This is a genomic window from Pseudomonas juntendi, from assembly GCF_021560075.1.
GTDB lineage: Bacteria > Pseudomonadota > Gammaproteobacteria > Pseudomonadales > Pseudomonadaceae > Aquipseudomonas > Aquipseudomonas juntendi.
Genome location: NZ_CP091088.1, coordinates 4,247,494 through 4,269,808, shown reverse-complemented (window position 1 = coordinate 4,269,808; position 22,315 = coordinate 4,247,494). Strand labels below are relative to the sequence as shown.

Here is a 22,315-nt window from a genome sequence, read left to right as displayed (position 1 = left end):
TTCTTTGCGATATATCGTAAGATATTACTCAAGATATATCTAAAGGCAAGCCCTCAGTTGCTGATGATTCTCATCTAATTGTTCGATTCGTCCGCTTTCGTGGTCGAGTTGGCGGCCACTTCCGGCGGCTTGCACGCGTTCGGATTGCCCGGCTGCAGGTATGGCATGAGGATCGGTGCCATGCCCTTGAGTACCTGCACCGGCAGCGCCGAGGTGAACTTGAAAGCCTCTGCCGAACGCCCTGGCACGAATGCGGTCAAGGTGCCGAAATGGTTCTCACCCAGGAAGAACACGAAGGTGGCGGTGCGGTTGAGCGACCGCGAGCCGATCAGCCGGCCGCCGGCGCCAAAGCTTTCGATGCGGTTGTCGCCGGTACCGGTCTTGCCGCCCATGACCAGGGGCGTGCCGTCCTGCAGCTTGAAACTGCCGGAGATGCGCCGGGCGGTGCCGGCATCGACCACCTGCGACATGGCGCCTTTGAGGGCGCGTGCCACCTCGACCTGCAGAATCCGCACCCCCCGGTCCGGGTCGCTGATCAGTTTGGTCTCGTAGGGGGTGTTGGCGGCAAAATGCAGGGTGTCGATGCGCAGTGTGGGCAGGCGGATGCCATCGTTCTGGATGATCCCGACCAGCTCCGAGAGGGCGGCAGGGCGGTCGCCCGAGCTGCCGATGGCGGTCGCCAGCGACGGCACCAGGTGGTCGAACGGGTAGCCCACGCGCTTCCAGCGCTGGTGGATGTCGAGGAACGCTTCGATTTCCACCATGGTGCGGATGCGGCTGTCGCGAGCGCCCTGGTGGCGGCTCTTGAACAGCCAGCCGTAGACCTCCTGGCGCTCGAAGCGGCTGGCGTTGACCATCTCGCTCAAGTTCGAACTGGGGTTCTTCAGCAGGTAGCCGAGCAGCCACAGGTCCAAGGGGTGGACCTTGGCAATGTAACCCTGGTCGGGCAGGTCGTACTTGCCCGGGCCATAGGCTTCGTACATCTCGGCCAGGCGGCCATCGCTGAGTTTGCCCAGGGCGCTCTTGTCACCCTTGAGGTGGGCGCGGACAAAGGCATTGAACGTTTGCTGGCCCGCTTCGGGGAACAGGTAGCGGTGCACGGCGGCCAACCGTTGCGGGGTCACGCGCATGCTGTCGAGGAAGGTATCCAGGCGCTGTTGCGAGGTCTTGCGCTGGTATTTCTTCCAGAAGCGCATCAGGTAGTTGGTGCCTTCCTTGTCGGCAAAGCGCGCCAGGTATTCCTGGCGACGCGGGTCGGCGTCATCCTTGAGCAGCGGTACGCGGTTGTAGGGCTGCTGGTAGGTCACATAGCGCACCAGGTCGCGCATCAGGCGGATGAAGGGCAAGTTGATCGACTCGCGCAGGGCATCCTTGAGCGTGGGGTTGCGGCTGTTGTCTTCCTTGCGGAAGTTGTTGAACACATGCATGCCGCCGCCGGTGAAAAACGCCTCGCCGGTGCTGGCCGAGTACTTGCGCTCCAGGGCGGCGTCGAGCATGGCATCCAGGCTCTGGTTCTTGCTGTTCTGCGCCAGCCAATCCAGTGACCATTGGGTGATGCGGTCAAGCTCGGCGACGTCGACCTTTTTCAGCTCGGCGACAGGCTTGCCGGCATACTTGTCGTGCAGTTCGGCAATGATCTCCAGGTAGGTCGTCAGTACCCGCAACTTCGCCGTGGAGCCCAGCTCCAGCTTGCTGCCTTCGTTGATGTCGAATGGCTGGTCGGTACTGTCGGTCTGCACCCTGACCCGCGAGCCATCGGCGGTGCGTTCGAACAGGGTGAAGCTGTAGCTCACCTGGTCGGTGGTCTTGGCGGTGAGCAGGCGCTCGCCGATCAGGCCGATCTGCGCAGCGAAAGCCGGGTCGGCAAGGTTTTTCAGGTATTGGCTGACCTGCAATTGCAGGTCAGCCTGCAGGGTGCTGGTAGCCGATACATCGAGGCGGTCGAGGTCGTACAGCGGGCGGTTGAGCATGGCCGCCAGGCGGTTGCGCGCCAGGCTGATACCCTTGTTGGTGACGATGGGCACGATGGTCGGTTGCGCCACCCAGTCGCGGTACACCGCCTTGCTGGCCAGCGCTGCCTCGGCCAGTGGCTGTTCGATGACCTTGTTGGCGGCCAGCACGCGGATGTGCGAGTCGGTCAGCTCGGCCAGTTCCACCCGGCCTTTGGACAAGTAATGCGAGGGCCGCCGCTGGGCGATCATCAGCGACAGCACCTGGCGCAGGGCCAGGCCACGCGCCGCCATGCTTTGCGGGTCAGTGGCGGTGGACGTCAGCGCCTGGTTGACCTGGTCGAAATCGGCGCCGTACCACACCCGCAGCCCCTCGGCCATGCCGTGCACCTCGCCGTGCCCAGGCACGGCCGACAGTGGCACGCTATTGAGGTAGTCACGCACGATGCGCTGGCGGGCCTCGGTGGTGTCGGGGCCGCCCTGGTACGCGCGCACGCTGGCCGAAATCATCTGGCGGATCTTCTCGGCCCCCGACACGGTCAGGCCATCTGGGGAGTGGCGATACTTTTCCAGTTGCGTGGCCAGGGTGCTGCCACCCGCCGACTGGCCGGGCAGCGCCAGGTACTTGGCCACCTGGCTATAGGCGGCCTTGGCGAAGCGCGGCCAGTCCACGGCCGGGTTGTTGCGCGGGTCTTGGGTGTCAAGCAGGTCGCGGTTCTCGATGAACAGCAGGCTATTGACCATCACGGGCGGGATGGCAGCGAAGTCAGGGTACAGGTGCTGCGGGTAGTTATACTGGTAGAGCATGTCGCCACGGCAGTCGGTGATCGACAGGCCCGCCTGGATCTTCTCGATATAGGGCACGAACAGCCCATGCTCGACGTAGTTCATCAACGCCGGGGAAAACCTGACCTGTTCGCTGATCAGGTAGTCACGCTTGAGCAGGCGCGGCAGAAATTCACCCAGGGCACTGTAGCCCAGGCGTTTGTCGAACGGCCCGTCACCGGGGTAGACGATGGCGTCGCTGGGGCCGGGCTGCAGCGAGTAGGTGAGGGTGCTGGCGAGCTTGCTGAATTCCCGCGACTGCAACTCGGACGTGCGAAATTCGTCGTAGGCGGCGAAGCCGACAGCCACCAGCGCCACCAGCACGATGAGGATGATCAGCCGCCACCATAGCCGACGCTGCCGGGGGGTCTTGCGTTGTGGCGTCTCGGCCGGCGGTGTCTCGGGTGCTTCCGTCCTGCTTGGTTCCGATTGCCACAGTGCGCCCATAGTCTTCAATCCGGCCAGGTATTTTCGTCTTGCTTGCCTGAAGCTTAGACGGTGAGCGGGTATGCGGAAACATTTGTCGGCGCTGATCAAGGTACCGGGGGCTCCGGAGAACTCGCTGATTATTCATGGATATACAGCGAAAACCCCTTCAGCGGTCTTCCTATACTGCTCGCCCCTTCGCCCTGCCGGGTTGCGCTGACCCGGCCCGCAGGCCGGCCCAAAAGGCCAGCTTGGCAAGCCAAGGCCACGCCTATCGGCGTGGCGGGTGCTGCACGAAGGCAAATCCAATAACAAAATGAGGTTGAATCGCTATGCCAGTCGGCAACCACCCTGCCCACGGCCAGCCCACCCAAGGCGGCCCGCTCAAGCGTGAACTGGGCGAACGGCATATCCGTCTGATGGCGCTGGGCGCCTGTATCGGTGTCGGTCTTTTCCTAGGCTCGGCCAAGGCCATCGAAATGGCCGGCCCGGCCATCATGCTGTCCTACATCATCGGTGGCCTGGCCATTCTGGTGATCATGCGCGCCCTTGGTGAAATGGCCGTGCACAACCCTGTCGCCGGCTCGTTCAGCCGCTATGCACAGGACTACCTCGGCCCGCTGGCGGGCTTTCTCACTGGCTGGAACTACTGGTTCCTGTGGCTGGTGACCTGTGTTGCGGAAATTACCGCGGTAGCCATCTACATGGGAATCTGGTTCCCCGACGTGCCCCGCTGGATCTGGGCCCTGGCGGCGCTGGGCAGCATGGGGGCGGTCAATCTGGTAGCGGTCAAGGCCTTCGGCGAATTCGAGTTCTGGTTCGCCCTGATCAAGATCGTCACCATCATCGCCATGGTGCTGGGCGGCGTCGGCATCATTGCCTTCGGCCTGGGCAATGACGGTGTGGCAGTGGGCATCGCCAACCTGTGGAGCAACGGCGGCTTCATGCCCAATGGCGTGACCGGCGTGCTGATGTCGCTGCAGATGGTGATGTTCGCCTACCTGGGCGTGGAAATGATCGGTTTGACTGCCGGTGAAGCCCGTAACCCGCAAAGAACCATTCCGCAGGCCATCGGCTCGGTGTTCTGGCGCATTCTGCTGTTCTATGTCGGTGCGTTGTTCGTGATTCTGTCGATCTACCCGTGGAACGAAATTGGCAGCCAGGGCAGCCCGTTCGTCATGACCTTCGAGCGCCTGGGCATCAAGACCGCCGCGGGCATCATCAACTTCGTGGTCATCACTGCGGCGCTGTCCTCATGCAATGGCGGCATCTTCAGCACCGGGCGCATGCTCTATAGCCTGGCGCAGAACGGCCAGGCCCCGGCTGCCTTCGCCCGTACCTCGAACAACGGGGTACCGCGCAATGCGCTGCTGCTGTCCATCGGCGCGCTGCTGCTGGGTGTGCTGGCCAACTACCTGGTGCCGGAGAAGGTCTTCGTCTGGGTGACGTCGATTGCCACCTTTGGCGCGATCTGGACCTGGGTGATGATCCTGCTGGCGCAGTTGAAATTCCGTGCCGGCCTTACCCCTGTCGAGCGCCAGGGGCTGAAGTACCGCATGTGGTTGTGGCCGCTGAGCTCTTACCTGGCATTGGCGTTCCTGGTGCTGGTGGTGGGCCTGATGGCGTACTTCGAGGACACCCGGGTGGCGCTGTACATCGGCCCGGCATTTCTGGTGCTGCTGACCGTGCTGTACCACGTGTTCCGGTTGGCACCCAAAAACGTGCAGGGTACGGCCAGTACCGCTTCCTGACCTGAGTTGGCCGGGGCCGCGCTGCGGCCCATCGCCGGCAAGCCAGCTTGTATGGTTAGACTTGAAGGGAGGAGGAGGGACAAAGCCAGCTTCTGACTGTTAGCGCAGTACAGACCGTGGGAGACCTCGCCCCTCCTCCCTTTTCACCCAAGCGCCGATAAAGAATGCTTCCGGGCTCGGACCGACGAAAGACACAAGCCAGCGCCTCTGGGTGACCCTTCAAGTACTCCAACACTATCGAGGAGAGTTGCTCATGGCAATGGTGGTTGCTGATTCAAAGCGGCTGATTGGCGTGGATGTGGCCAAAACAGAATTGGTCATTTGGGACGATGAATCAGCAGAACTCATAGCAATCCCCAATACTAAAGCAGCTATCAAGAAATGGCTCAAAGGCCTCTCGGGTGCGATGTCCGTCGCTATCGAAGCGACCAACATCTATCACGTCCTGTTTACGGATCTGGCCTTTGAGTTCGGGCATACGATTTACGTGGTAGATGGGTACGCCCTGAGCCATTACCGTAAAGGTGTCAACGTACGCGCTAAGACTGATGCAATTGATGCCCAGCTGTTGGCCCGCTATCTGAAGAACGAAGGGCAGGACCTAACGCCTTGGGCACCGCCACCGGCTATCTATCGACAGCTTCTGAGCTTGTTCCGGCGACGTGCAGGACTGGTTCAGGCACGAACCAGCCTGACTCAGGGGTGGGCCAATGAACCGCTACTCAAAGCCGCCTTCAAGACGCATCTGCGTGCGATGCAGCGGCTTGAGCTGCTGGTGGAGAAGATGATCAAGGGCCTGCTGGAAAAGGCCGGGCTGATGCCTCAGGTAAAGCGCTGCATGAAGGTCGAAGGGGTGGGTTTTCTAACTGCTGCTCGCCTGACAGCGACGTTTCAGCGTGGCAACTTCAGCGGGGGTGATGCGTTTATCGCCTTTTTGGGTATGGATCTGAGGATTGCGCAGTCGGGGCAGAAAAAAGGGCAATCCAAGCTCACGAAGCGAGGAGACCCCGAAGCTCGACGCCTCCTTCACAACGCGGCTATGTCAGCATCCCGCACAGCAGCATGGAAGTCGTACTACGAAGAGCGCCTGGCGCGTGGTTTTAGCACGACAGCATCGCTTGTCATGCTCGCACGCAAACTGGCGCGAGTAGTATTTGCCCTACTGAAAAGCGGAGACGAGTATCGGTCAAAAGCCGCTTAAAAAACTTCCCTAAAACCATAGAATCTCCCACAGGGATCGCCTTAGGGCTGACAGGTGTTTGCCACAAGGTATGGCAGCGCCTGTTAGAGCGAGCGCCGCCCGCGCGGCGCATCGCGAGCTGCGCTCGCTCCTACGTTTGTTTCGGGCCAATTATTCCTGTGGGATTCGCGCGCGAACGCCTTGGTGCATGCCTCAATATCGCGCCGTACAAACAAGGCGGCCGCGCGCGCCTGTCACAGGCGTTACTGGCCCGAAACAAACGTAGGAGCGAGCGCAGCTCGCGATGCGCCGCGCGGGCGGCGCTCGGCGCGTCAGGCCGCGACCTCACTGTGCGGCTCGAAGCTGTCGGCCCTGGCCAGCTGCCACATGCGCGAGTAGAACTGGCCATCCACCTCGCCGGTGAGCAGCTCGCCCGGCTTGAGGAACACATGCATCTGCGAGAACAGCTTGATCTCGGTGGCCGAGATGCGGCGCACCAAGTGCTTGGCCTCCAGCTGTGCAGGGTGTTCCAGGCCAGCCGCCGCCAGCATTTCTGCCAGCGCGCGCAGGGTGTTGTGGTGGAAGTTCAACACCCGCTGGGCCTTGTCCGGCACTACCAGTGCGCGTTGGCGCAGCGGGTCTTGCGTGGCCACGCCAGTGGGGCATTTGTTGGTGTGGCAGCTTTGCGACTGGATGCAGCCAATGGCGAACATGAAGCCGCGCGCCGAATTGGCCCAGTCGGCACCAATGGCCAGTACACTGGCGATGTCGAAGGCGCTGACGATCTTGCCGCTGGCGCCCAGCTTGATCTTGTCGCGCAGGTTCAGCCCGACCAAGGTGTTGTGCACGAACAGCAACCCCTCACGCAGGGGCACGCCAATGTGATCGGTGAATTCCACCGGCGCCGCGCCGGTGCCGCCTTCCTTGCCATCGACGACGATGAAATCCGGCAGGATACCGGTCTCCAGCATGGCCTTGGCGATGCCCATGAACTCCCACGGGTGGCCCAGGCAAAACTTGAAACCCACCGGCTTGCCGCCGGACAGTTCGCGTAGCTGGGCGATGAACTGCATCATCTCGATGGGGGTGGAAAAGGCGCTGTGCCGTGACGGCGAAATGCAGTCTTCGCCCATCAGCACGCCACGGGTCTCGGCAATTTCCTGGGTGACCTTGTGCTTGGGCAGGATGCCGCCATGGCCAGGCTTGGCGCCCTGGCTCATCTTCACTTCGATCATGCGCACCTGCGGGCTACGGGCTTGTGCGGCGAAGCGCTCAGGGTCGAAACGCCCGTCCGCGGTGCGGCAGCCAAAGTAGCCGCTGCCCAGTTCCCATACCAGGTCACCACCGTGTTCACGGTGGTACGGGCTGATGCTGCCTTCGCCAGTGTCATGGTGGAAGTTGCCCAGTTTGGCGCCCTGGTTGAGCGCGCGGATAGCGTTGGCGCTGAGCGAGCCGAAGCTCATGGCCGAGATGTTGAAAATCGAGGCCGAATACGGCTGGCTGCACTGCGGCCCACCAATGATGATGCGGAAGCTGGCCGGGTCGGCCAACGGCGCCGGGCGCATGGAGTGGCCAATGAACTCGAATCCGGACTGGTACACATCGATCAAGGTGCCGAACGGTTTGTCGGAAGCTTCGTTCTTGGCCCGGGCATACACCAGCGAGCGCTGCGCACGGGAGAACGGCAGTGCGTCGCTGTCGGACTCCAGCAGGTACTGGCGGATCTCCGGGCGGATGGCCTCTACCAGGTAGCGGATGTTGCCCAGGATGGGGTAGTTGCGGCGCACGGCGTGGCGCTGCTGCAGCAGGTCGAACAGCCCGATCAGGCTGAGAACGCCGGCGGTCAGGGTGAAGGGCCACAGCCATTCATGCTGACTGAAGGGCAGGCTCGCCAAGGTGAACAGGACACAGGCGGCGAAGAAGGCATAGCGGCTGAGAAGTGACAGGCTCATACGGGGTCCTTGCGATGGCGCGGTCAGGCTCAGGGCCTGGGGGCAAACCCCGACCATAGCCAAGTTGCCGGGCGCTGCAAATTAAAATCGGGGTAGCGAAAATCATTCTCGCCACGCCAAGCCTCAGCAGCCCTGGCCCATGCTCGGCAAGGCAGGCTGTTTACGGTGCCCCGCGCAGCAGCTTCTGTCGCCAGCTTTCCTGCTCGTGCGCGGGCGCCTCGCTCAGGTACACAGGGCGCCCGGCCACGCGCTTGGCCACTGGCACGCCGTCGCGGTACAGCAGGCGGTTGCCGCTCACCGCCGGCACCTTCACCCCCGGCAGCAACGAGCCGATCAGGTTCAGCGGGTCACTGGCACTGACCACCTGCAGTGCGCCGTCCGCCTCGCGCCGGCGTACCTGGCGCAGTAACCCGACCGCCTCCGGCAAGGCAAATTGTTCACCGGCCAACCCGGCAATGAAGCGCCCCCCGCGGATCTCGCCGCGTGCCTCCAGCCTGTGGTAGCAGCGCAGCAGTTCCCGCCACGGTGGCAGTACATCGCTCTCGCGCTCCAGCAGCCGCCAGCACACCACGCCATAGCGCCTTAGCAGGGCGTGGGCGATGTGCTCCAGGCGCTGGCTGTCATCCGCCGTGCCTTGGCGCAGCAATGCCCAGCGCCCGGCATGGGACATGCTGCTGGACAACGGTGCATGGCCGCGCCGGCGGGTGCGTGAAGCGCGTTTCGCCGCCGGGGCGATCAGGCTGCGCAGGCCAGTGAAGCTGTCGGCACCTACCAGGCCGGCACCCACCAGTTCCTGCAACGCTGTTTCCAGTTCGCTGGGCAGCAGGCGGGCATCGTGGGTCAGTTCGTCGAAGAACAACGCCCCCTGAGCCTGCAGCACCTCATGTACCCGCTGCGCCCGTGCGCCAAGGCTCTGTACGGCAGGCGCGGGCGCCAGGCTGCGCCACAGCCCTAGGTGCTCCCGAGGCAGCAACACCAGCGGGGTGCTCGACAAGGTGCTGCCTGAGCGGCTCGCGGCCAGCCGGCTCCAGGCGAATTGCCCGCTGCGGCACGCATCATCGAGCCAGTGGGGGCTGTAGTCGTGGATGCGTGCGGGCAGCAGTTCGGCCTCCCAGGCTGCGGCTGCACTGGGGAAGCCCTGCAACTGCCCAAGCACTTCGGCTACAGCCTGCGGGCCACGCAGCCGCGTGTCAGGTGCCAGGTGCTGCCAGTCGAACAGAAAACGCATGAAGTCCTGCAGGCTGACCGGCTCGATTTCGCGACGCAAGCGCTTGACCGTGTAGCGGTGGATGCGCGCCAGCAAATGGCGTTCGCACCATTGCAGCTCGTTGGCGGCCGGGCTGAAGTAGCCGCGCAGCACATAACCTTCGGCTTCCAGGCGGGCCAGGGCCTGTTCGACTGCCTGTGGCGGCATGCCCAACGGCGCGGCGATCTGTACCAGCGTCTGCGGGCCATGGGCGCTCAGGCGGCCACGCAGCAGTTCACCCAGGGCATTGTCGGGCTCGATGGGCTGGTCGAAGCCAGGCAACTGTTCCAGCGCCGGTTCGAGGGGCGTCGCCGGGTAGATCGCCTGCAGCAGGTTCAGGCGCTCGCGGGCCAGCCACAACTGCTCACGGGGCAGGCGCAAGGCACGGCCGGCCTTGGCCAGTTGCCTGAGGAACAGGTTCCAACCAGGGTTGGCGCTGACCTGCGCCTGGCTGATGGCGCCCAGGCTCATCAAGGTTTCGTGCATTTCGTCGCTATTGCGCGGCTGCGGCCAGGCCTCGGCGGCCACGGCAGCGATGGCGTCGGCGTCCAGTGCGCCCAGGTCGTCACTGCTGTGCACCTCGTTCCAGCGCCGGTTGAGCACCGCCTGGGTGCGCCGCTCTTCCAGCGGTGCGTCGTCGAGGAATGTATAAGGGCGGGCATTGAGAATGGCCGACGCCAGCGGCGATGGCGCAGGCAGATCGCGGCACAGCAGGCGTACTGCCCCGCTTTCCATGCGCCTCAACAGGGCCAGCCAGCCCGTGCAATCCAGGGCCTCGTGCAGGCAGTCGTCGAGGGTCTGCTCGACCAGCGGGTGCTCGGGTATCTGCCGCTCGCCGGCGATATTTTCCAGGCAGGCGATCTGGTCGGGAAATACCGCGGCAACCAGGTCTTCGCTTTTCATGCGCTGGATTTGCGGCGCTACTTTGCGCCCGCCCACGAAGCGCGGCAGGGCCATGGCGACACTGGCGTTCCAGCGCCAGCGCACACCGAACAGTGGCGCTTCGAGCACGGCCTGTATGAGGAGGGCTTCTGCGGTGCCGCTTTTCAGGTAACGCCAGACCTCGTCGAGGTCGAAACTGTGGCTGGTGGACAGCGACAGCACGATGGCGTCCTCGCTGGCGGCCGCCTGCAGTTCGAAATTGAAGGTGCGACAGAAGCGTTTGCGCAAGGCCAGGCCCCAGGCTCGATTGATGCGGCTGCCGTAGGGCGAATGGATGATCAGCTGGGTGCCGCCGGAGGCATCGAAGAAGCGCTCCATCACCAACGTTTCCTGCGAGGGCAGGGCACCGAGCACATCGCGGGTACGGGCCAGGTAGTCGAGCAACTGCTCGGCGCAGTCTTCGCCCAGCTCGAACGTACCCTGCAACCATGCCGACACCGCGCGGGTATCGCCGTCGGCCAGCGTCAGCTGCTGGTCAAGCTGTGCCTGCAGCCTGGCCACGGCCGCGGACAGTTCGTCGCTGCGGCCAGGCGCCTCGCCGAGCCAGAACGGAATGGTGGGCGGCAGCCCTTGGGCATCCTCCACCCGAACCCGGCCCGACTCGACGCGCAGGATGCGGTACGAGGCATTGCCCAGCTGGAAGATGTCGCCTGCGATGCTCTCCACCGCGAAGTCTTCATTGACGCTGCCAATGTTCAGCGCCTGCGGCTCCAGCAATACGCTGTAGTCGGCGTTGTCCGGAAGGGTGCCACCGCTGGTCAGCGCGGTCAGCTGGCTGCCGCGGCGGCCCCGCAATGTGCCGCTTACCGCATCGCGGTGCAGGTAGGCACTGCGTACGCCCTGGCGGCCGTTGTAGCCCTCGGCAAGCATGCGCAGCAGGGCCTGGTAGTGCTGCTGGTCGAGGTGGGCATAAGGTGTGGCCTGGCGCAGGCAGTCGAACAACGCCTGTTCGTGCCACGGCTGGTTGCAGGCTTCGGCGACGATCTGCTGGGCCAGCACGTCCAGGGGCGCCCGGGGTATGTGCAGCGCCTCAAGTTCCCCCCGGCGTACGCAGTCGAGCAGGGCCACGCACTCGATCAGGTCGTCACGCGATGTCGGGAACAAGCGCCCTTTCGGCACGCCATCGACCTGGTGGCTGGCGCGGCCAACCCGTTGCAGGAAGGCGGCAATCGAACCCGGCGAGGCCACCTGGCAGACCAGGTCGATGTCGCCAATGTCGATGCCCAGCTCCAGTGAAGCGGTGGCCACCAGTACCTGCAACTGGCCGTGCTTGAGCCGTTGCTCGGCGCTCAGGCGCAGCTCCTTGGCCAGGCTGCCATGGTGCGCGGCCACGGCATCCTTGCCCAGGCGGTCGCTGAGGTGGCGGGTGATGCGCTCAGCCAGGCGCCGGGTGTTGACGAATACCAGGGTGGTGCGATGCTCGCGGGCCAGGGCTGCCAGGCGGTCGTAGACCAAGCCCCAGACATCGGTGGCCATGACCGCCGCCAACGGTACCGGCGGCAGCTCGATGGCCAAGTCGCGTGGCCGGGCATGGCCAACATCGACAACCGCGCAGGGCCGGCCGCTCCCGACCAGAAACTGCGCCACCCGCGCCACCGGGCGCTGTGTGGCAGACAGGCCAATACGGCGCAAGGGCCGGCCTGCCAAGGCCTGCAGACGTTCCAGGGTCAGTGCCAGATGCGCCCCGCGCTTGTTGCCGGCCAAGGCGTGGATCTCGTCGACGATTACCGTATGCACGTTGCGCAGGCCTTCACGACCAGACGCCGAACCCATCAGTACATACAGGGATTCAGGGGTCGTGACCAGAATGTGCGGTGCCAGCTTGCGCATGGCGGCGCGTTCTTTTTGCGGGGTATCGCCGGTGCGCACGGCGGTAGTGATGCGGGGTGCAGCCAGGCCCTGTTCTGCCAGGGCCTGGCTGATACCCTCAAGCGGGGCTTGCAGGTTGACGCGGATGTCATTGGACAGCGCCTTGAGCGGCGAAACATAGACCACCTGGGTCTGCGCCGGCAGCTGACCCTGCTGCGCCAGGCCCTGGCAGAACAGTTCATCGAGCACGGCCAGGAACGCGCTCAGGGTCTTGCCCGAGCCGGTGGGGGCGGCCAACAGCATCGACTGGCCGCCATGGACCAAGGGCCAGGCCTGGGCCTGGGCATCGGTAACGGTTGCGAAGTGGCGGCCGAACCAGGTGCGTACGGCGGGGTGGAACAGTTCGAGCACCGGGTGCTGTTGGGCGGGCAGGTTCATGGGTTGGTTATGGAGGGGCACGGGCGCTTTGGCAAGGGGCCGTTCGTCTGGCCGGCACACCCGACAATGGCCTTGTCAGCCCAAGCGAGCCCGTGGGATCCTCCCCGGCCATTGTTGCCAGCGAGTTCAGCCCATGCCCAATACCATTCGCATCGCCGCCGCCCTGTTGCTCGACCCGCAGGGGCGCACCTTGCTGGTGCGCAAGCGTGGCACCGAAGCCTTCATGCAGCCGGGGGGCAAGATCGATGCGGGTGAAACGGCGCTGCAGGCACTGGTGCGCGAACTGCACGAGGAATTGGGCCTGCACATCGACCCGGCCCAGGCCGTGTACCTGGGCCAGTTCAGTGCCACGGCCGCCAATGAGCCCGGCTTCGAGGTGCAAGCCGAGCTGTTTCGAGTCGACAGCGCCGCTGCCGTGGTCCCGGCGGCAGAAATCGAGGAGGTGGTATGGCTGGCTGCAGATCAGGCGCCAGACCAGCCACTGGCGCCCTTGACCCGCGACCTGATCCTGCCGCTGTACCGCCAGTTGCTCAACGCACCGCGCTGACGCCGTCGAGGGTGGCGAAGGAGGTGTCCTTGGCGGTCAGCAGAAAGTCGCGCATGTACGGCGCATCGAGCATGTCGGTGCGCACAGCGGCATAAAGCGTGGCAAACAGGCCTTTCTCGCCCAGGCGCTTGCCTTTCACATAACCCCGCGCGCTGTACTCATGCAAAGCCCAGTGCGGCATGCCGCACACCCCCCGGCCGCTGGCGACCAGCTGCATCATCATCACGGTCAGCTCCGAGGTGCGCACGGCGGCGGGCTCGACGTCGGCCGGCTCCAGGAAGCGGGTGAAGATGTCCAGGCGGTCGCGCTCCACCGGGTAGGTGATCAGGGTCTGGTCGAGCAGGTCCTGGGGCACGATATACGGCTTGCTGGCCAGCGCATGCTGGTTGGCGACCGCCAGCATGGCTTCGTAGGTGAACAGCGGCACGTAGGTGATGCCGGCCAGGTCCACCGGGTCGGAGGTCACCACCAGGTCAAGGTCACCACGGGCCAGGGCTGGCAAGGGTGCAAAGGCGAAGCCGGAGGCCAGGTCCAGCTCGACTTCCGGCCAGGCATCGCGGAACTGGTCGATGGTCGGCATCAGCCACTGGAAACAGCTGTGGCATTCGATTGCCATGTGCAGGCGCCCGGCCGTACCGCCGGCCAGGCGTGCGATGTCGCGTTCGGCACCCCGTAGCAACGGCAGGGTGGCATCGGCCAGTTGCAGCAGGCGCAGCCCGGCGCTGGTAAAGCGTATCGGCTTGCTCTTGCGTACGAACAGCGGCAGGCCCAGGCGTTCTTCCAGCTCCTTGAACTGGTGAGACAGCGCCGACTGGGTCAGATGCAGGCGCTCGGCGGCTTCCACAAGGCTGTCGGCCTCGCGCAAGGCATGAAGGGTTTTCAGGTGGCGGATCTCCAGCACTGCTGACTCCGGGGTGTGAATGGGGTGAACGAAGCAATGAGTTGAGTTTCGCTCATGTTGGCAACGCTGTCGACTGGGCGTAGCGCCGCACCCCTTTGCGGCGGGCTCCACACCCACTGGGGCCCGAATACCCGCGCCGCAGGCGCTTCACACCGTTGTTGAGGTCAACCGAGGCCATATTTTTTGACCTTGTCGAACAGCGTGGTCTTGGCCATGCCCAGCTCCTGGCTGGCCTGGCTGAGGTTGCCGCCGGTGCGTTGCAGTGCATCGCTGAGCAGGTTGCGTTCGAACGCCTCCACTGCCTCGGCAAAGCCCAGGCCTTGGCTGGCCCCACCGCTGGGCCCTTTCTTGAACGCCGGCAGGCCCAGGGCGTAGCGTTCGGCCACGTTGCGCAGTTCCCGCACATTGCCTGGCCAGTCGTGGGCGAGGAGGCGCGACAGGGTCTGGCTGTCCAGGGTCGGTGTTTCCCGATCGAAGCGCAGGGCCGATTGCTGCAGGAAGTGCTCGAACAATTGCAGGATGTCTTCGCGGCGCTCGCGCAGCGGTGGCAGCTCCAGGGTCACCACGTTCAACCGGTAGTACAGGTCGCTGCGGAACTGACCGCTCTGGCCCAGGCTATCGAGGTCGGCCTTGGTTGCCGCAATCACCCGGCAATCCACGGCAATGCTCTGGTTCGACCCCAACCGTTCCAGGGTGCGCTCCTGCAAGACGCGCAGCAGCTTGATCTGCAGGTTGATCGGCATGCTCTCCACCTCGTCGAGGAACAGCGTGCCGCCATTGGCGTGTTCGATCTTGCCGATACGGCGCTTGCCGGCACCGGTGAAGGCGTTGGCCTCGTGGCCAAAAATCTCGGTCTCGAACAGGTTTTCCGGCAGGCCCCCACAGTTCAGCGCCACGAAGGGCTGGCCCTGGCGACGGCTGAAGTCATGCAGGCAGCGCGCGACCAGTTCCTTGCCGGTGCCGGTCTCGCCCTCGATGAGCACGTTGGCCGAGGTGTCGGCCACATTGGCAATCAGCTCGCGCAGGTGCTCCATGGCCGGCGAGCGGCCGATGATACGGCCTTCCAGGCTGCTCTGTTCGGCCAGCTGGCGGCGCAAGGCAACCACTTCGCGCGACAGCCCCCGTTGCTCCAGGGCGCGGCGCACCACGTCGACCAGGCGTTCCGGGGAGAACGGCTTTTCCATGAAGTCGTAGGCACCATTGCGCATCGCGCCAACGGCCATGTCGATGTCGCCGTGGCCGGTGATCAGTACCACCGGCAGGCTGCGGTCGCGGGCCTTGAGGCGGTTGAGCAGCTCCAGGCCGTCGATGCCGGGCAGGCGGATATCGCTGACGACGATACCAGCGAAATCGTCGCCGATGCGCTCCAGTGCCTGCTCGGCACTGCCCACACCTTCGCAGGCGATGTCCTCCAGGGCCAGTGCCTGCTGGCAGCCGAGCAGCACATGCGGGTCGTCTTCGACGATCAGGACGGTAAGAGGCGCTTGGTTCATGAGTGCTCTGCCGATTCGTTAGGGGGCGAAACCAGGGGCAGGGCCAGGACGAAGGCGCTCCCGCCGGTGACGGGGTGCTCGACGTTGAGGCTGCCCTTGGCCGCAGCCGCAAGGCTCGCCGACAGGGTCAGGCCCAGGCCCAGGCCGTGTTCGCCCGGTTTGGTGGTGAAGAACGGTTCAAACAGGTGCTTGCGCGCCTCGGCGTCGATGCCGTGGCCATTGTCACGCACCTGCAAACGGTATTTGTCGCCCTGCACTTCGCCCTCCAGCCACAGTTCGGGCTGTGGCTGCGCAGCCATGGCATCGAGGGCATTGCCGATCAGGTTGACCAGGATTTGCTCCAGGCGGGTCTGGTCGATGGCCAGTTGCTGGTCCTCGTAGTGGTTGTGGAGCTGCAAGTGGCAGGCGCTGATGCGGTTGCCCAGTACTTGCAAGGTGGCTTCTATCGCCTTGGCCAGGGAAGCCTGGCCACTGTCGTCGCTGCGCCGGGCGAACGAGCGCAGGCTGGCAGTGATGCGGCCCATGCGGTCAATCAGGTCGTTCATGGTGCGCAGGTTGGTACTGGCGGTTTCCAGCGCCCCGCGTTCGAGGAAGCGCACCGTGTTGCCAGAGAGCGTACGCAAGGCAGCCAGCGGCTGGTTCAGCTCGTGGGCGATGCTGGTGGACATCTGCCCGATGGCTGCCAGCTTGCCGGCCTGCACCAGCTCGTCCTGGGCGTGGCGCAGCGTTTGTTCGGCGTGTCGGCGCTCGCGAATCTGGCCTTTCAGGCGTTCGTTGCTGGCACGCAGGTCGGCGGTGCGTTCGGTAATCCGTCGCTCCAGCTGGCTGTTGGCTTCCTCCAGCGCCTCGCGTGCGGCCAGGCGGGTAGCGATGACTTTGCGCCGCTCGTTCCAGGCGATGCCGAGGATGGCCAGCAGGGCGAAGGCGACCCCCACCAGAATGCCCTGGACCATGGATTCGCGGCGCAGGTCCTGCAGCGGGGTGAGCAGGGTGAAATGCCAGGGCGTGTCGACCAGCCGGCGGGTCTGGGCCAGGTAGGCCACTTCGTGGGGCTCGCCGTGGGCAGTCTCGCTGTTGGCGGGGAAGGTCAGTTTTTCCACGCCATCGGCCAGGGTCTCGCGGGCCAGGGGCTGCAACTCGTTCAACGGCCACCAGTAATACTGCAGGCTGCGCGCCAGCCGTTCCTTGGTTTGCGCGGTCAGCGGGCGTACCGACTTCAGGCGCCTGGCAGGGTCGCTGGAAAGGATGATGATGCCGTTTTCGTCGCTGACGAATGCCTCCAGGCGCGCCCGCTGCCAACGTTCTTCCAGGGTATCCAGGCGTACCTTGATCACTGCCACGCCAATGATCTTGCCGTGTTCCTCGAGCCCGTGGGCAAGGTAGTAGCCAGCCTCGCCCGTGGTGCTGCCGATGCCGTAGAAGCGCCCAGGTTCGCCGCGTACGGCAGTCTGGAAATAAGCGCGGAACGACAGGTCTTCGCCCAGGAACGAATCGGCATCGCGCCAGTTGCTGGTGGCCTGGACCCGGCCATTGGTATCGAGCACGAAAATTGCCCGGCTGCGGCTGCGCCGGTTCAGGCCTTCGAGGTATTCGTTGACCGCCTGGCGCGAACCGCCATCCGGGTCGGTGAGCAGGTGCGAGACGCTGTCTTCCAGCTCCAGCAGGCTCGGCAGGTAGGTGTATTTGCTGATCTCGCTTTCGACCGTGCGCGCGTGCAGCTCCAGCTGGCGTTCACCGTTTTCGCTGAGGGTGCGGATACCGTTGCTCTCGCTGATCAGGTAGCCAGCCATACCCAGGCCGACCATCAGCAAAATGATCAGTGGTGGCAACAGCAATTGGCGGAGCAGGCGGGATTTCACGGCAGGCTTGGCAGGGAGAAGAAGCGAAGGATCGCATTTCATCACAGTGGCCTTGTCACGACCAGCGCCTGCTGCCCGATTGGGCAGCGGCGCCGACCGGTTCAATGAAGCAAAATCAGTGTTGCAGGATCTTGCTGAGGAAGTGCTGGGTGCGTTCGTGGCGGGCAGTCTGGTCGCCGAAGAACGCCTCCTTCTGGCAGTCTTCGATGATGTGGCCCTTGTCCATGAAGATCACGCGGTTGGCCACTTTGCGGGCGAAGCCCATTTCGTGGGTCACGCACATCATGGTCATGCCCTCGTGGGCAAGCTCCACCATCACGTCCAGTACTTCGTTGACCATCTCCGGGTCCAGCGCCGAGGTCGGCTCGTCGAACAGCATGACGATCGGGTCCATCGACAGTGCACGGGCAATGGCCACGCGCTGTTGCTGGCCACCCGACAGCTGGCCCGGGTGCTTCTTGGCATGGGCGCCAAGGCCGACGCGGTCGAGCAGGGCCAGGCCTTTCTTGGTGGCCTCCGCCTCACTGCGGCCCAGTACCTTGCGCTGGGCGATGGTCAGGTTTTCGGTGATGCTCAGGTGGGGGAACAGTTCGAAGTGCTGGAACACCATGCCCACCCGCGAACGCAGCTTCGGCAGGTTGGTCTTGGGGTCGGCGATCGAGGTGCCATCGACCACGATATCGCCCTTCTGGAACGGCTCCAGGGCATTGACGCACTTGATCAGGGTGGACTTGCCCGAACCCGAAGGGCCGCACACCACCACCACTTCACCTTTCTTGACCTCGGTGCTGCAGTCGGTCAGTACCTGGAAGTCCCCGTACCACTTGTTGACGTTCTTGATGGAAATCATACGGTGATCCTTTTTTGCAGGCGCTTGACCAGCCACGAAGCGGAGAAGCTGATGAGGAAGTACACGACCCCGGCGAAGATCAGGAACTCATGGGAGCGCCCGATGATGTCGCCGTTGGAGCGTGCCGAGTTGAGGAAGTCCACCAGGCCCACGGTGTAGACCAGCGAGGTATCCTGGAACAGGATGATGCTCTGCTGCAGCAACAGCGGGGTCATCTTGCGAAACGCCTGCGGCAGGATGATCAGGCGCATGGTCTGGCTGTAGGTCATGCCCAGGGCCTGGGCGGCGCCCATCTGGCCCTTGGAGATCGACTGCACGCCGGCGCGGACGATTTCACAGAAGTAGGCGGCTTCGAACATCATGAACGCCACCACGCACGAGGTGAAGGCACCCACCGGGGTGTCCTCGCCGGTGATCCAGCGCAGAACGAACGGTACCGCCAGGTAGAACCAGGTGATCACCAGCAGCAGCGGGATCGAGCGGAAATAGTTGACGTAGGCCCCGGCCAGCCGCGACAGCAGCTTGCTCGATGACAGCCGCATGAGCGCCAGGATGGTGCCCAGCACGATACCGCCCACCACCCCCATGACCATCAGTTGCAAGGTCATGAGCATGCCTTCCCACAGGGCGGGCAGGGCCGGGATGATTTCGCTGAAATCCATGTCCATTTACTTGCCCCCCACGGAAATCAGGCCAGGCACGGCGACTTTCTTCTCGACCATGCGCATCAGCAGCATCAGCCCCATGTTCAGGGTGAAGTAGATCAGCGTGGCCAGGGTGAACGCCTCGAACAGGTTGGCGGAAAATTCGGCGGTCTGTTTGGTTTGCGCCAGCAGCTCCATCAGGCCGATCAGCGATGCCACCGAGGAGTTCTTGAACACGTTGAGAAATTCGGAGGTGAGCGGCGGAATGATGATCCGGTAGGCCTGGGGCAGCAGCACGTTGGTGTAGATCTGCGGCAGGCTGAAACCCATGGCGCGGGCCGCGGATTCCTGGCCGCGCGGCAGCGCCTGGATGCCGGTGCGCACTTGCTCGCAGACACGGGCGGCAGTGAACAGGCCCAGGCAGATGACCACACTGATCAGCGCCGAGGTGGTCGGGTTGAGGTCTTGCTTGAACCATTCCTGCAGGCCTTCGGGCAGCAGGTCTGGCACCAGGAAGTACCAGATGAACAGCTGCACCAGCAGCGGCACATTGCGGAACAGCTCCACGTAGATGGTGGCGATGCCCGATACCAGGCGGTTCGGCACGGTGCGCATGACGCCGAGCACCGAGCCCAGCAGCAAGGCGATGATCCAGGCGGAGATGGCGATGGCGATGGTCCAGCCCAGGCCGGTGATGTACCAGTCGAGATAAGTCTCGCTGCCCACGCCGGTGGACTTGAAGAACACGCTCCAGTCCCAGTTGTAATTCATCGGGATTTCCCCTCAGACGGTTGTTTCACGGGCACCTTGGTACATCCGGGGGCGCTGGGCGCCCTCGGATGAAAGGTTAGACACTAATGAGTGGCCTGCAGGGTTTGATTCGTGCTGTCGAGCACCAGGCCGTTATCTGAGGATCAGGACTTCTTCTCGTCCGCGGCCTTGTCGGTAGGCTCGGCGATCAGTTTTTTCAGCTCATCGCTCATCGGGAACTGCAGGTTCAGGCCTTTTGGCGGGATCGGTTGCTGGAACCACTTGTCGTAGCTCTTGTTGACTTCGCCCGACTTGAAATAGGCAACGATGGCATCGTCGACCGCTTTCTTGAACGCCTCGTCACCCTTGCGCACCATGCAGCCGTAGATTTCATACGACTGCGGGGTACCGGTGATGACCCAGTCTGCCGGCTTGCGCGCCTTGGCCATTTCACCGGCGAGCAAGGCGTCGTCCATCATGAAGGCTACGGCGCGGCCGCTTTCTAGCATGTTGAAGGCTTCACCGTGGTCCTTGGCGGAAATCACGTTCATCTTCATCTGCTTGTCGGCGTTCATCGCCTTGAGAATGCGCTCGGAGGTGGTGCCGGCGGTGGTCACCACGTTCTTGCCAGCCAGGTCCGGGAAGTCCTTGTATGCAGGTTGACCGTCCTTGACCTTGGTCAGCAGGCGGGTACCGACTTCGAAGATGCCGACCGAGAAGCCGACTTGCTGCTGGCGCTCGACGTTGTTGGTGGTGGAGCCGCATTCCAGGTCGACGGTGCCGTTTTGCACCAGCGGGATACGGGTCTGCGAGGTGACCAGGTTGTAGCGGACCTTGATGTCCGTACCCAGTTGTTTTTTCAGGGCATCGACGACAGCCAGCTGAATGTCATGCGAGTAGCCCACGGGCTCGGGTTTGCCGGCCAGGTAGGAAAATGGAATGGAAGAGTCGCGGTGGCCCAGGGTGATGGTGCCCGAGTCCTTGATCTTCTTGAGGGTGCCGGTCAGTTCTTCGGCCATGGCTGGCGAAGCAATGATCGCAGCGGCAATGGTGGCGCCCAACAGATGACGAACGATACGCATCAAATTTTCCTCGACGTGTTTGTTTTTTTTATGGAGCCGTTGGCGGACTCTTTCGTTCAACGAATACAGCGAAGCGCTGTGCATTCGATTGAAGAGTGTAGAGCATGAGTCGTGCCAAACGGGTTTGACGAGCAAAAAACCTGATCGTCCGGGCGCTCGGGGCCCTGGCGGAGTGCGTCTATCTCGGGCTTTCGTTCGGTTTTCCGAACTATCCTGGTTGCCACGGTCGGAAAACCGATTGTTTGCCCGGGCGGGCTCGCTGCAGGAACCCAGGTTGGGGCTATGGGTGTACCTCAGCCTCTGGCTGGAGGGCTGGTTGACTCGGCGCCCTTGTCGCTGGAGCTGAACCGATGACCGAGCCATTGTTTCCCGCTGAATCGATCAATACCCTGATTGCCCGGCGCCTGCCTGCATGGCTGGTGGCCCATGGCAATGTCGACTGGCTGCTTGCCTTGCGCCGCGCGCTGCACGCCCAGGAAGAAGCGACCCATTCATTGCACCGAATCCTGCAAGCCATTCCGGCACTGGATGAGTTCGCAGCTACCCGTTTGAACCAGGTATTGAACCGTGCCGACCTGACGATCGCGGACTTGCGCCGCAGCCATGTGGGTATCGAGCGCACCGTTATATTGCCGCCGATGGCGCCGGGGTGGCCCATTCGCCGGCACATGCAACGATCTTCCACGCCGTTGCTGGCGGCGGTACTGCACAATTTCCATATCGTCGACACGCGCCCTTCGCCCAGCCGCCGGGGCTGGCTACTGGACGCAAAGGGCGAGCACGTGCCGGTGGGTTACGAGGTATTCGCCGGGCGCTGCCGCGAGGCCGATGTGGGCGGGCACTACCAGGCTATCCTGCGGCAGTGCCTGGCGCCGGACGATGCCCCAGGTGCTGCACCTGGCTCGGCCAAGGCCGCTGTACACCGGTGTTTCGAGGAAAACGCCCGCGCCGACCTGGAAGTGGCAGTGCGCTGCGCATTGCTCAAAGGTGACTTGGACGAGAACAGCTACCGTTTGCTATCGCCCTGTTTTACCGCGTTACCCATGGTGCCGGCGGTGCCGGGTGAGGTCGCACCACGCCAGTTGTACCTGCTGGGCAAATGTGTGCGCGGCGTGGTGACACTGGAGCTGCGGCCGGCGGTGGGTGCGGACTTGCAGGGTGTATGCGTCTGGGTACCGAATGACCCGCAGTCGCCGGTTCGCGTCTATCGGTCCTGGGAAGAGGTGTTCCGGGCGTTGGCCCGGCGCCTGACGACGGCACCCTACCGCCGGTTCTTCAGCCGCTTCATCAGCGAGCGCGACCGGGTTTGCTTTCAGCAGCTGCTCGAGGAGCGGATAGAGGCAAGTGCGGCGCACCAGGTGCCTGAGCTCGATGGCAGGCACCTGGCCATCGACACATCGCTGTTCAGCCATCTGCGTGGGTTGCAGATAGACAAACTGCTCGATGATGCCCACGTGCTGGCCGTACCTACCGCAGACCTCGATGAACATGAGCGCGATGCTCGGCTGCACGCCTATCGGGAACTGGGCCTGAACCTCTTGAACCTGGCAGGCATGTTCGTTCCGGTGCTGGGCGAGGGCTTGTTGGCCTACACGGCGGTGGAGTTGGCCGGGGAAGTGTACGAAGGCTACCAGGACTGGCACTCTGGAGTTCTGCGAGCGACATGAGGCT

14 protein-coding genes are annotated in these 22,315 nt (G+C 63.7%); 4 read left to right on the top strand and 10 right to left on the bottom strand.

Translation table 11 applies throughout. The features are described from left to right. Positions 1–74 precede the first annotated feature (74 nt). Positions 75–3,221, bottom strand: a complete 3,147-nt coding sequence (locus tag L1P09_RS19835; RefSeq protein ID WP_235768028.1) for a transglycosylase domain-containing protein — start codon at positions 3,219–3,221, stop codon at positions 75–77. 311 nt (positions 3,222–3,532) lie between these two features. Between L1P09_RS19835 and L1P09_RS19830 the strand changes: the two genes are divergently transcribed. Further along, positions 3,533–4,951, top strand: a complete 1,419-nt coding sequence (locus L1P09_RS19830) for an amino acid permease (protein ID WP_054905129.1) — start codon at positions 3,533–3,535, stop codon at positions 4,949–4,951. 253 nt (positions 4,952–5,204) lie between these two features. Continuing rightward, positions 5,205–6,152, top strand: a complete 948-nt coding sequence (locus tag L1P09_RS19825) for an IS110 family transposase (protein WP_029886225.1) — start codon at positions 5,205–5,207, stop codon at positions 6,150–6,152. Positions 6,153–6,463: 311 nt separating this feature from the next. Here L1P09_RS19825 and L1P09_RS19820 read toward each other — a convergent pair whose 3' ends face one another. Together L1P09_RS19820 and L1P09_RS19815 are read right to left on the bottom strand one after the other, a co-directional pair. Next, positions 6,464–8,083 (bottom strand): FMN-binding glutamate synthase family protein, encoded by a 1,620-nt coding sequence (locus L1P09_RS19820; protein ID WP_054904042.1) that lies wholly within the window; start codon positions 8,081–8,083, stop codon positions 6,464–6,466. Between the two features lie 160 nt (positions 8,084–8,243). Then, on the bottom strand, positions 8,244–12,518 hold the full coding sequence (locus tag L1P09_RS19815) for a DEAD/DEAH box helicase (RefSeq protein WP_054904043.1): 4,275 nt from the start codon (positions 12,516–12,518) through the stop codon (positions 8,244–8,246). 133 nt (positions 12,519–12,651) lie between these two features. Between L1P09_RS19815 and L1P09_RS19810 the strand changes: the two genes are divergently transcribed. Further along, the gene (locus L1P09_RS19810; protein ID WP_161891671.1) at positions 12,652–13,065 is read left to right on the top strand and encodes an NUDIX hydrolase; all 414 of its coding nucleotides are present in this window, start codon (positions 12,652–12,654) and stop codon (positions 13,063–13,065) included. On the opposite strand, the gene metR is transcribed toward L1P09_RS19810, so the two are convergent. The 7 genes from metR to L1P09_RS19775 form a co-directional block, all read right to left on the bottom strand. After that, positions 13,049–13,966, bottom strand: coding sequence for a transcriptional regulator MetR (gene metR / locus L1P09_RS19805; protein WP_009684539.1), 918 nt, complete (start codon positions 13,964–13,966; stop codon positions 13,049–13,051). The two genes, L1P09_RS19810 and metR, sit on opposite strands and share 17 nt — an antisense overlap. A gap of 164 nt (positions 13,967–14,130) precedes the next feature. Beyond that, positions 14,131–15,459 (bottom strand): two-component response regulator AauR, encoded by a 1,329-nt coding sequence (gene aauR, locus L1P09_RS19800; protein WP_009684540.1) that lies wholly within the window; start codon positions 15,457–15,459, stop codon positions 14,131–14,133. Beyond that, positions 15,456–17,360, bottom strand: a complete 1,905-nt coding sequence (aauS, locus tag L1P09_RS19795; protein ID WP_054904045.1) for a two-component sensor histidine kinase AauS — start codon at positions 17,358–17,360, stop codon at positions 15,456–15,458. The genes aauR and aauS overlap by 4 nt, the downstream gene beginning before the upstream one ends. A gap of 73 nt (positions 17,361–17,433) precedes the next feature. Beyond that, on the bottom strand, positions 17,434–18,168 hold the full coding sequence (locus L1P09_RS19790; protein WP_235768027.1) for an amino acid ABC transporter ATP-binding protein: 735 nt from the start codon (positions 18,166–18,168) through the stop codon (positions 17,434–17,436). Further along, the gene (locus L1P09_RS19785) at positions 18,165–18,836 is read right to left on the bottom strand and encodes an amino acid ABC transporter permease (RefSeq protein ID WP_009684543.1); all 672 of its coding nucleotides are present in this window, start codon (positions 18,834–18,836) and stop codon (positions 18,165–18,167) included. The genes L1P09_RS19790 and L1P09_RS19785 overlap by 4 nt, the downstream gene beginning before the upstream one ends. After that, positions 18,837–19,583 carry an amino acid ABC transporter permease gene (locus tag L1P09_RS19780; protein ID WP_054904046.1) on the bottom strand — a complete coding sequence of 249 codons (747 nt, stop codon included), beginning with the start codon at positions 19,581–19,583 and terminating at the stop codon, positions 18,837–18,839. A 143-nt stretch (positions 19,584–19,726) separates the two neighbouring features. Further along, positions 19,727–20,644, bottom strand: coding sequence for a glutamate/aspartate ABC transporter substrate-binding protein (locus L1P09_RS19775; RefSeq protein WP_009684545.1), 918 nt, complete (start codon positions 20,642–20,644; stop codon positions 19,727–19,729). Positions 20,645–20,994: 350 nt separating this feature from the next. Here L1P09_RS19775 and L1P09_RS19770 point away from each other — a divergent pair, with 350 nt between their 5' ends. Next, on the top strand, positions 20,995–22,311 hold the full coding sequence (locus tag L1P09_RS19770; RefSeq protein WP_054904047.1) for a dermonecrotic toxin domain-containing protein: 1,317 nt from the start codon (positions 20,995–20,997) through the stop codon (positions 22,309–22,311). Positions 22,312–22,315 lie beyond the last annotated feature (4 nt).

What these genes read in the sequence shown, in the direction of transcription:
- L1P09_RS19835 (WP_235768028.1), bottom strand. Translation starts at nt 3,221, where the DNA reads ATGGGCGCACTGTGGCAATCGGAACCAAGCAGGACGGAAGCACCCGAG.
- L1P09_RS19830 (WP_054905129.1), top strand. Translation starts at nt 3,533, where the DNA reads ATGCCAGTCGGCAACCACCCTGCCCACGGCCAGCCCACCCAAGGCGGC.
- L1P09_RS19825 (WP_029886225.1), top strand. Translation starts at nt 5,205, where the DNA reads ATGGCAATGGTGGTTGCTGATTCAAAGCGGCTGATTGGCGTGGATGTG.
- L1P09_RS19820 (WP_054904042.1), bottom strand. Translation starts at nt 8,083, where the DNA reads ATGAGCCTGTCACTTCTCAGCCGCTATGCCTTCTTCGCCGCCTGTGTC.
- L1P09_RS19815 (WP_054904043.1), bottom strand. Translation starts at nt 12,518, where the DNA reads ATGAACCTGCCCGCCCAACAGCACCCGGTGCTCGAACTGTTCCACCCC.
- L1P09_RS19810 (WP_161891671.1), top strand. Translation starts at nt 12,652, where the DNA reads ATGCCCAATACCATTCGCATCGCCGCCGCCCTGTTGCTCGACCCGCAG.
- aauR (WP_009684540.1), bottom strand. Translation starts at nt 15,459, where the DNA reads ATGAACCAAGCGCCTCTTACCGTCCTGATCGTCGAAGACGACCCGCAT.
- aauS (WP_054904045.1), bottom strand. Translation starts at nt 17,360, where the DNA reads ATGAAATGCGATCCTTCGCTTCTTCTCCCTGCCAAGCCTGCCGTGAAA.
- L1P09_RS19790 (WP_235768027.1), bottom strand. Translation starts at nt 18,168, where the DNA reads ATGATTTCCATCAAGAACGTCAACAAGTGGTACGGGGACTTCCAGGTA.
- L1P09_RS19785 (WP_009684543.1), bottom strand. Translation starts at nt 18,836, where the DNA reads ATGGACATGGATTTCAGCGAAATCATCCCGGCCCTGCCCGCCCTGTGG.
- L1P09_RS19780 (WP_054904046.1), bottom strand. Translation starts at nt 19,583, where the DNA reads ATGAATTACAACTGGGACTGGAGCGTGTTCTTCAAGTCCACCGGCGTG.
- L1P09_RS19775 (WP_009684545.1), bottom strand. Translation starts at nt 20,644, where the DNA reads ATGCGTATCGTTCGTCATCTGTTGGGCGCCACCATTGCCGCTGCGATC.
- L1P09_RS19770 (WP_054904047.1), top strand. Translation starts at nt 20,995, where the DNA reads ATGACCGAGCCATTGTTTCCCGCTGAATCGATCAATACCCTGATTGCC.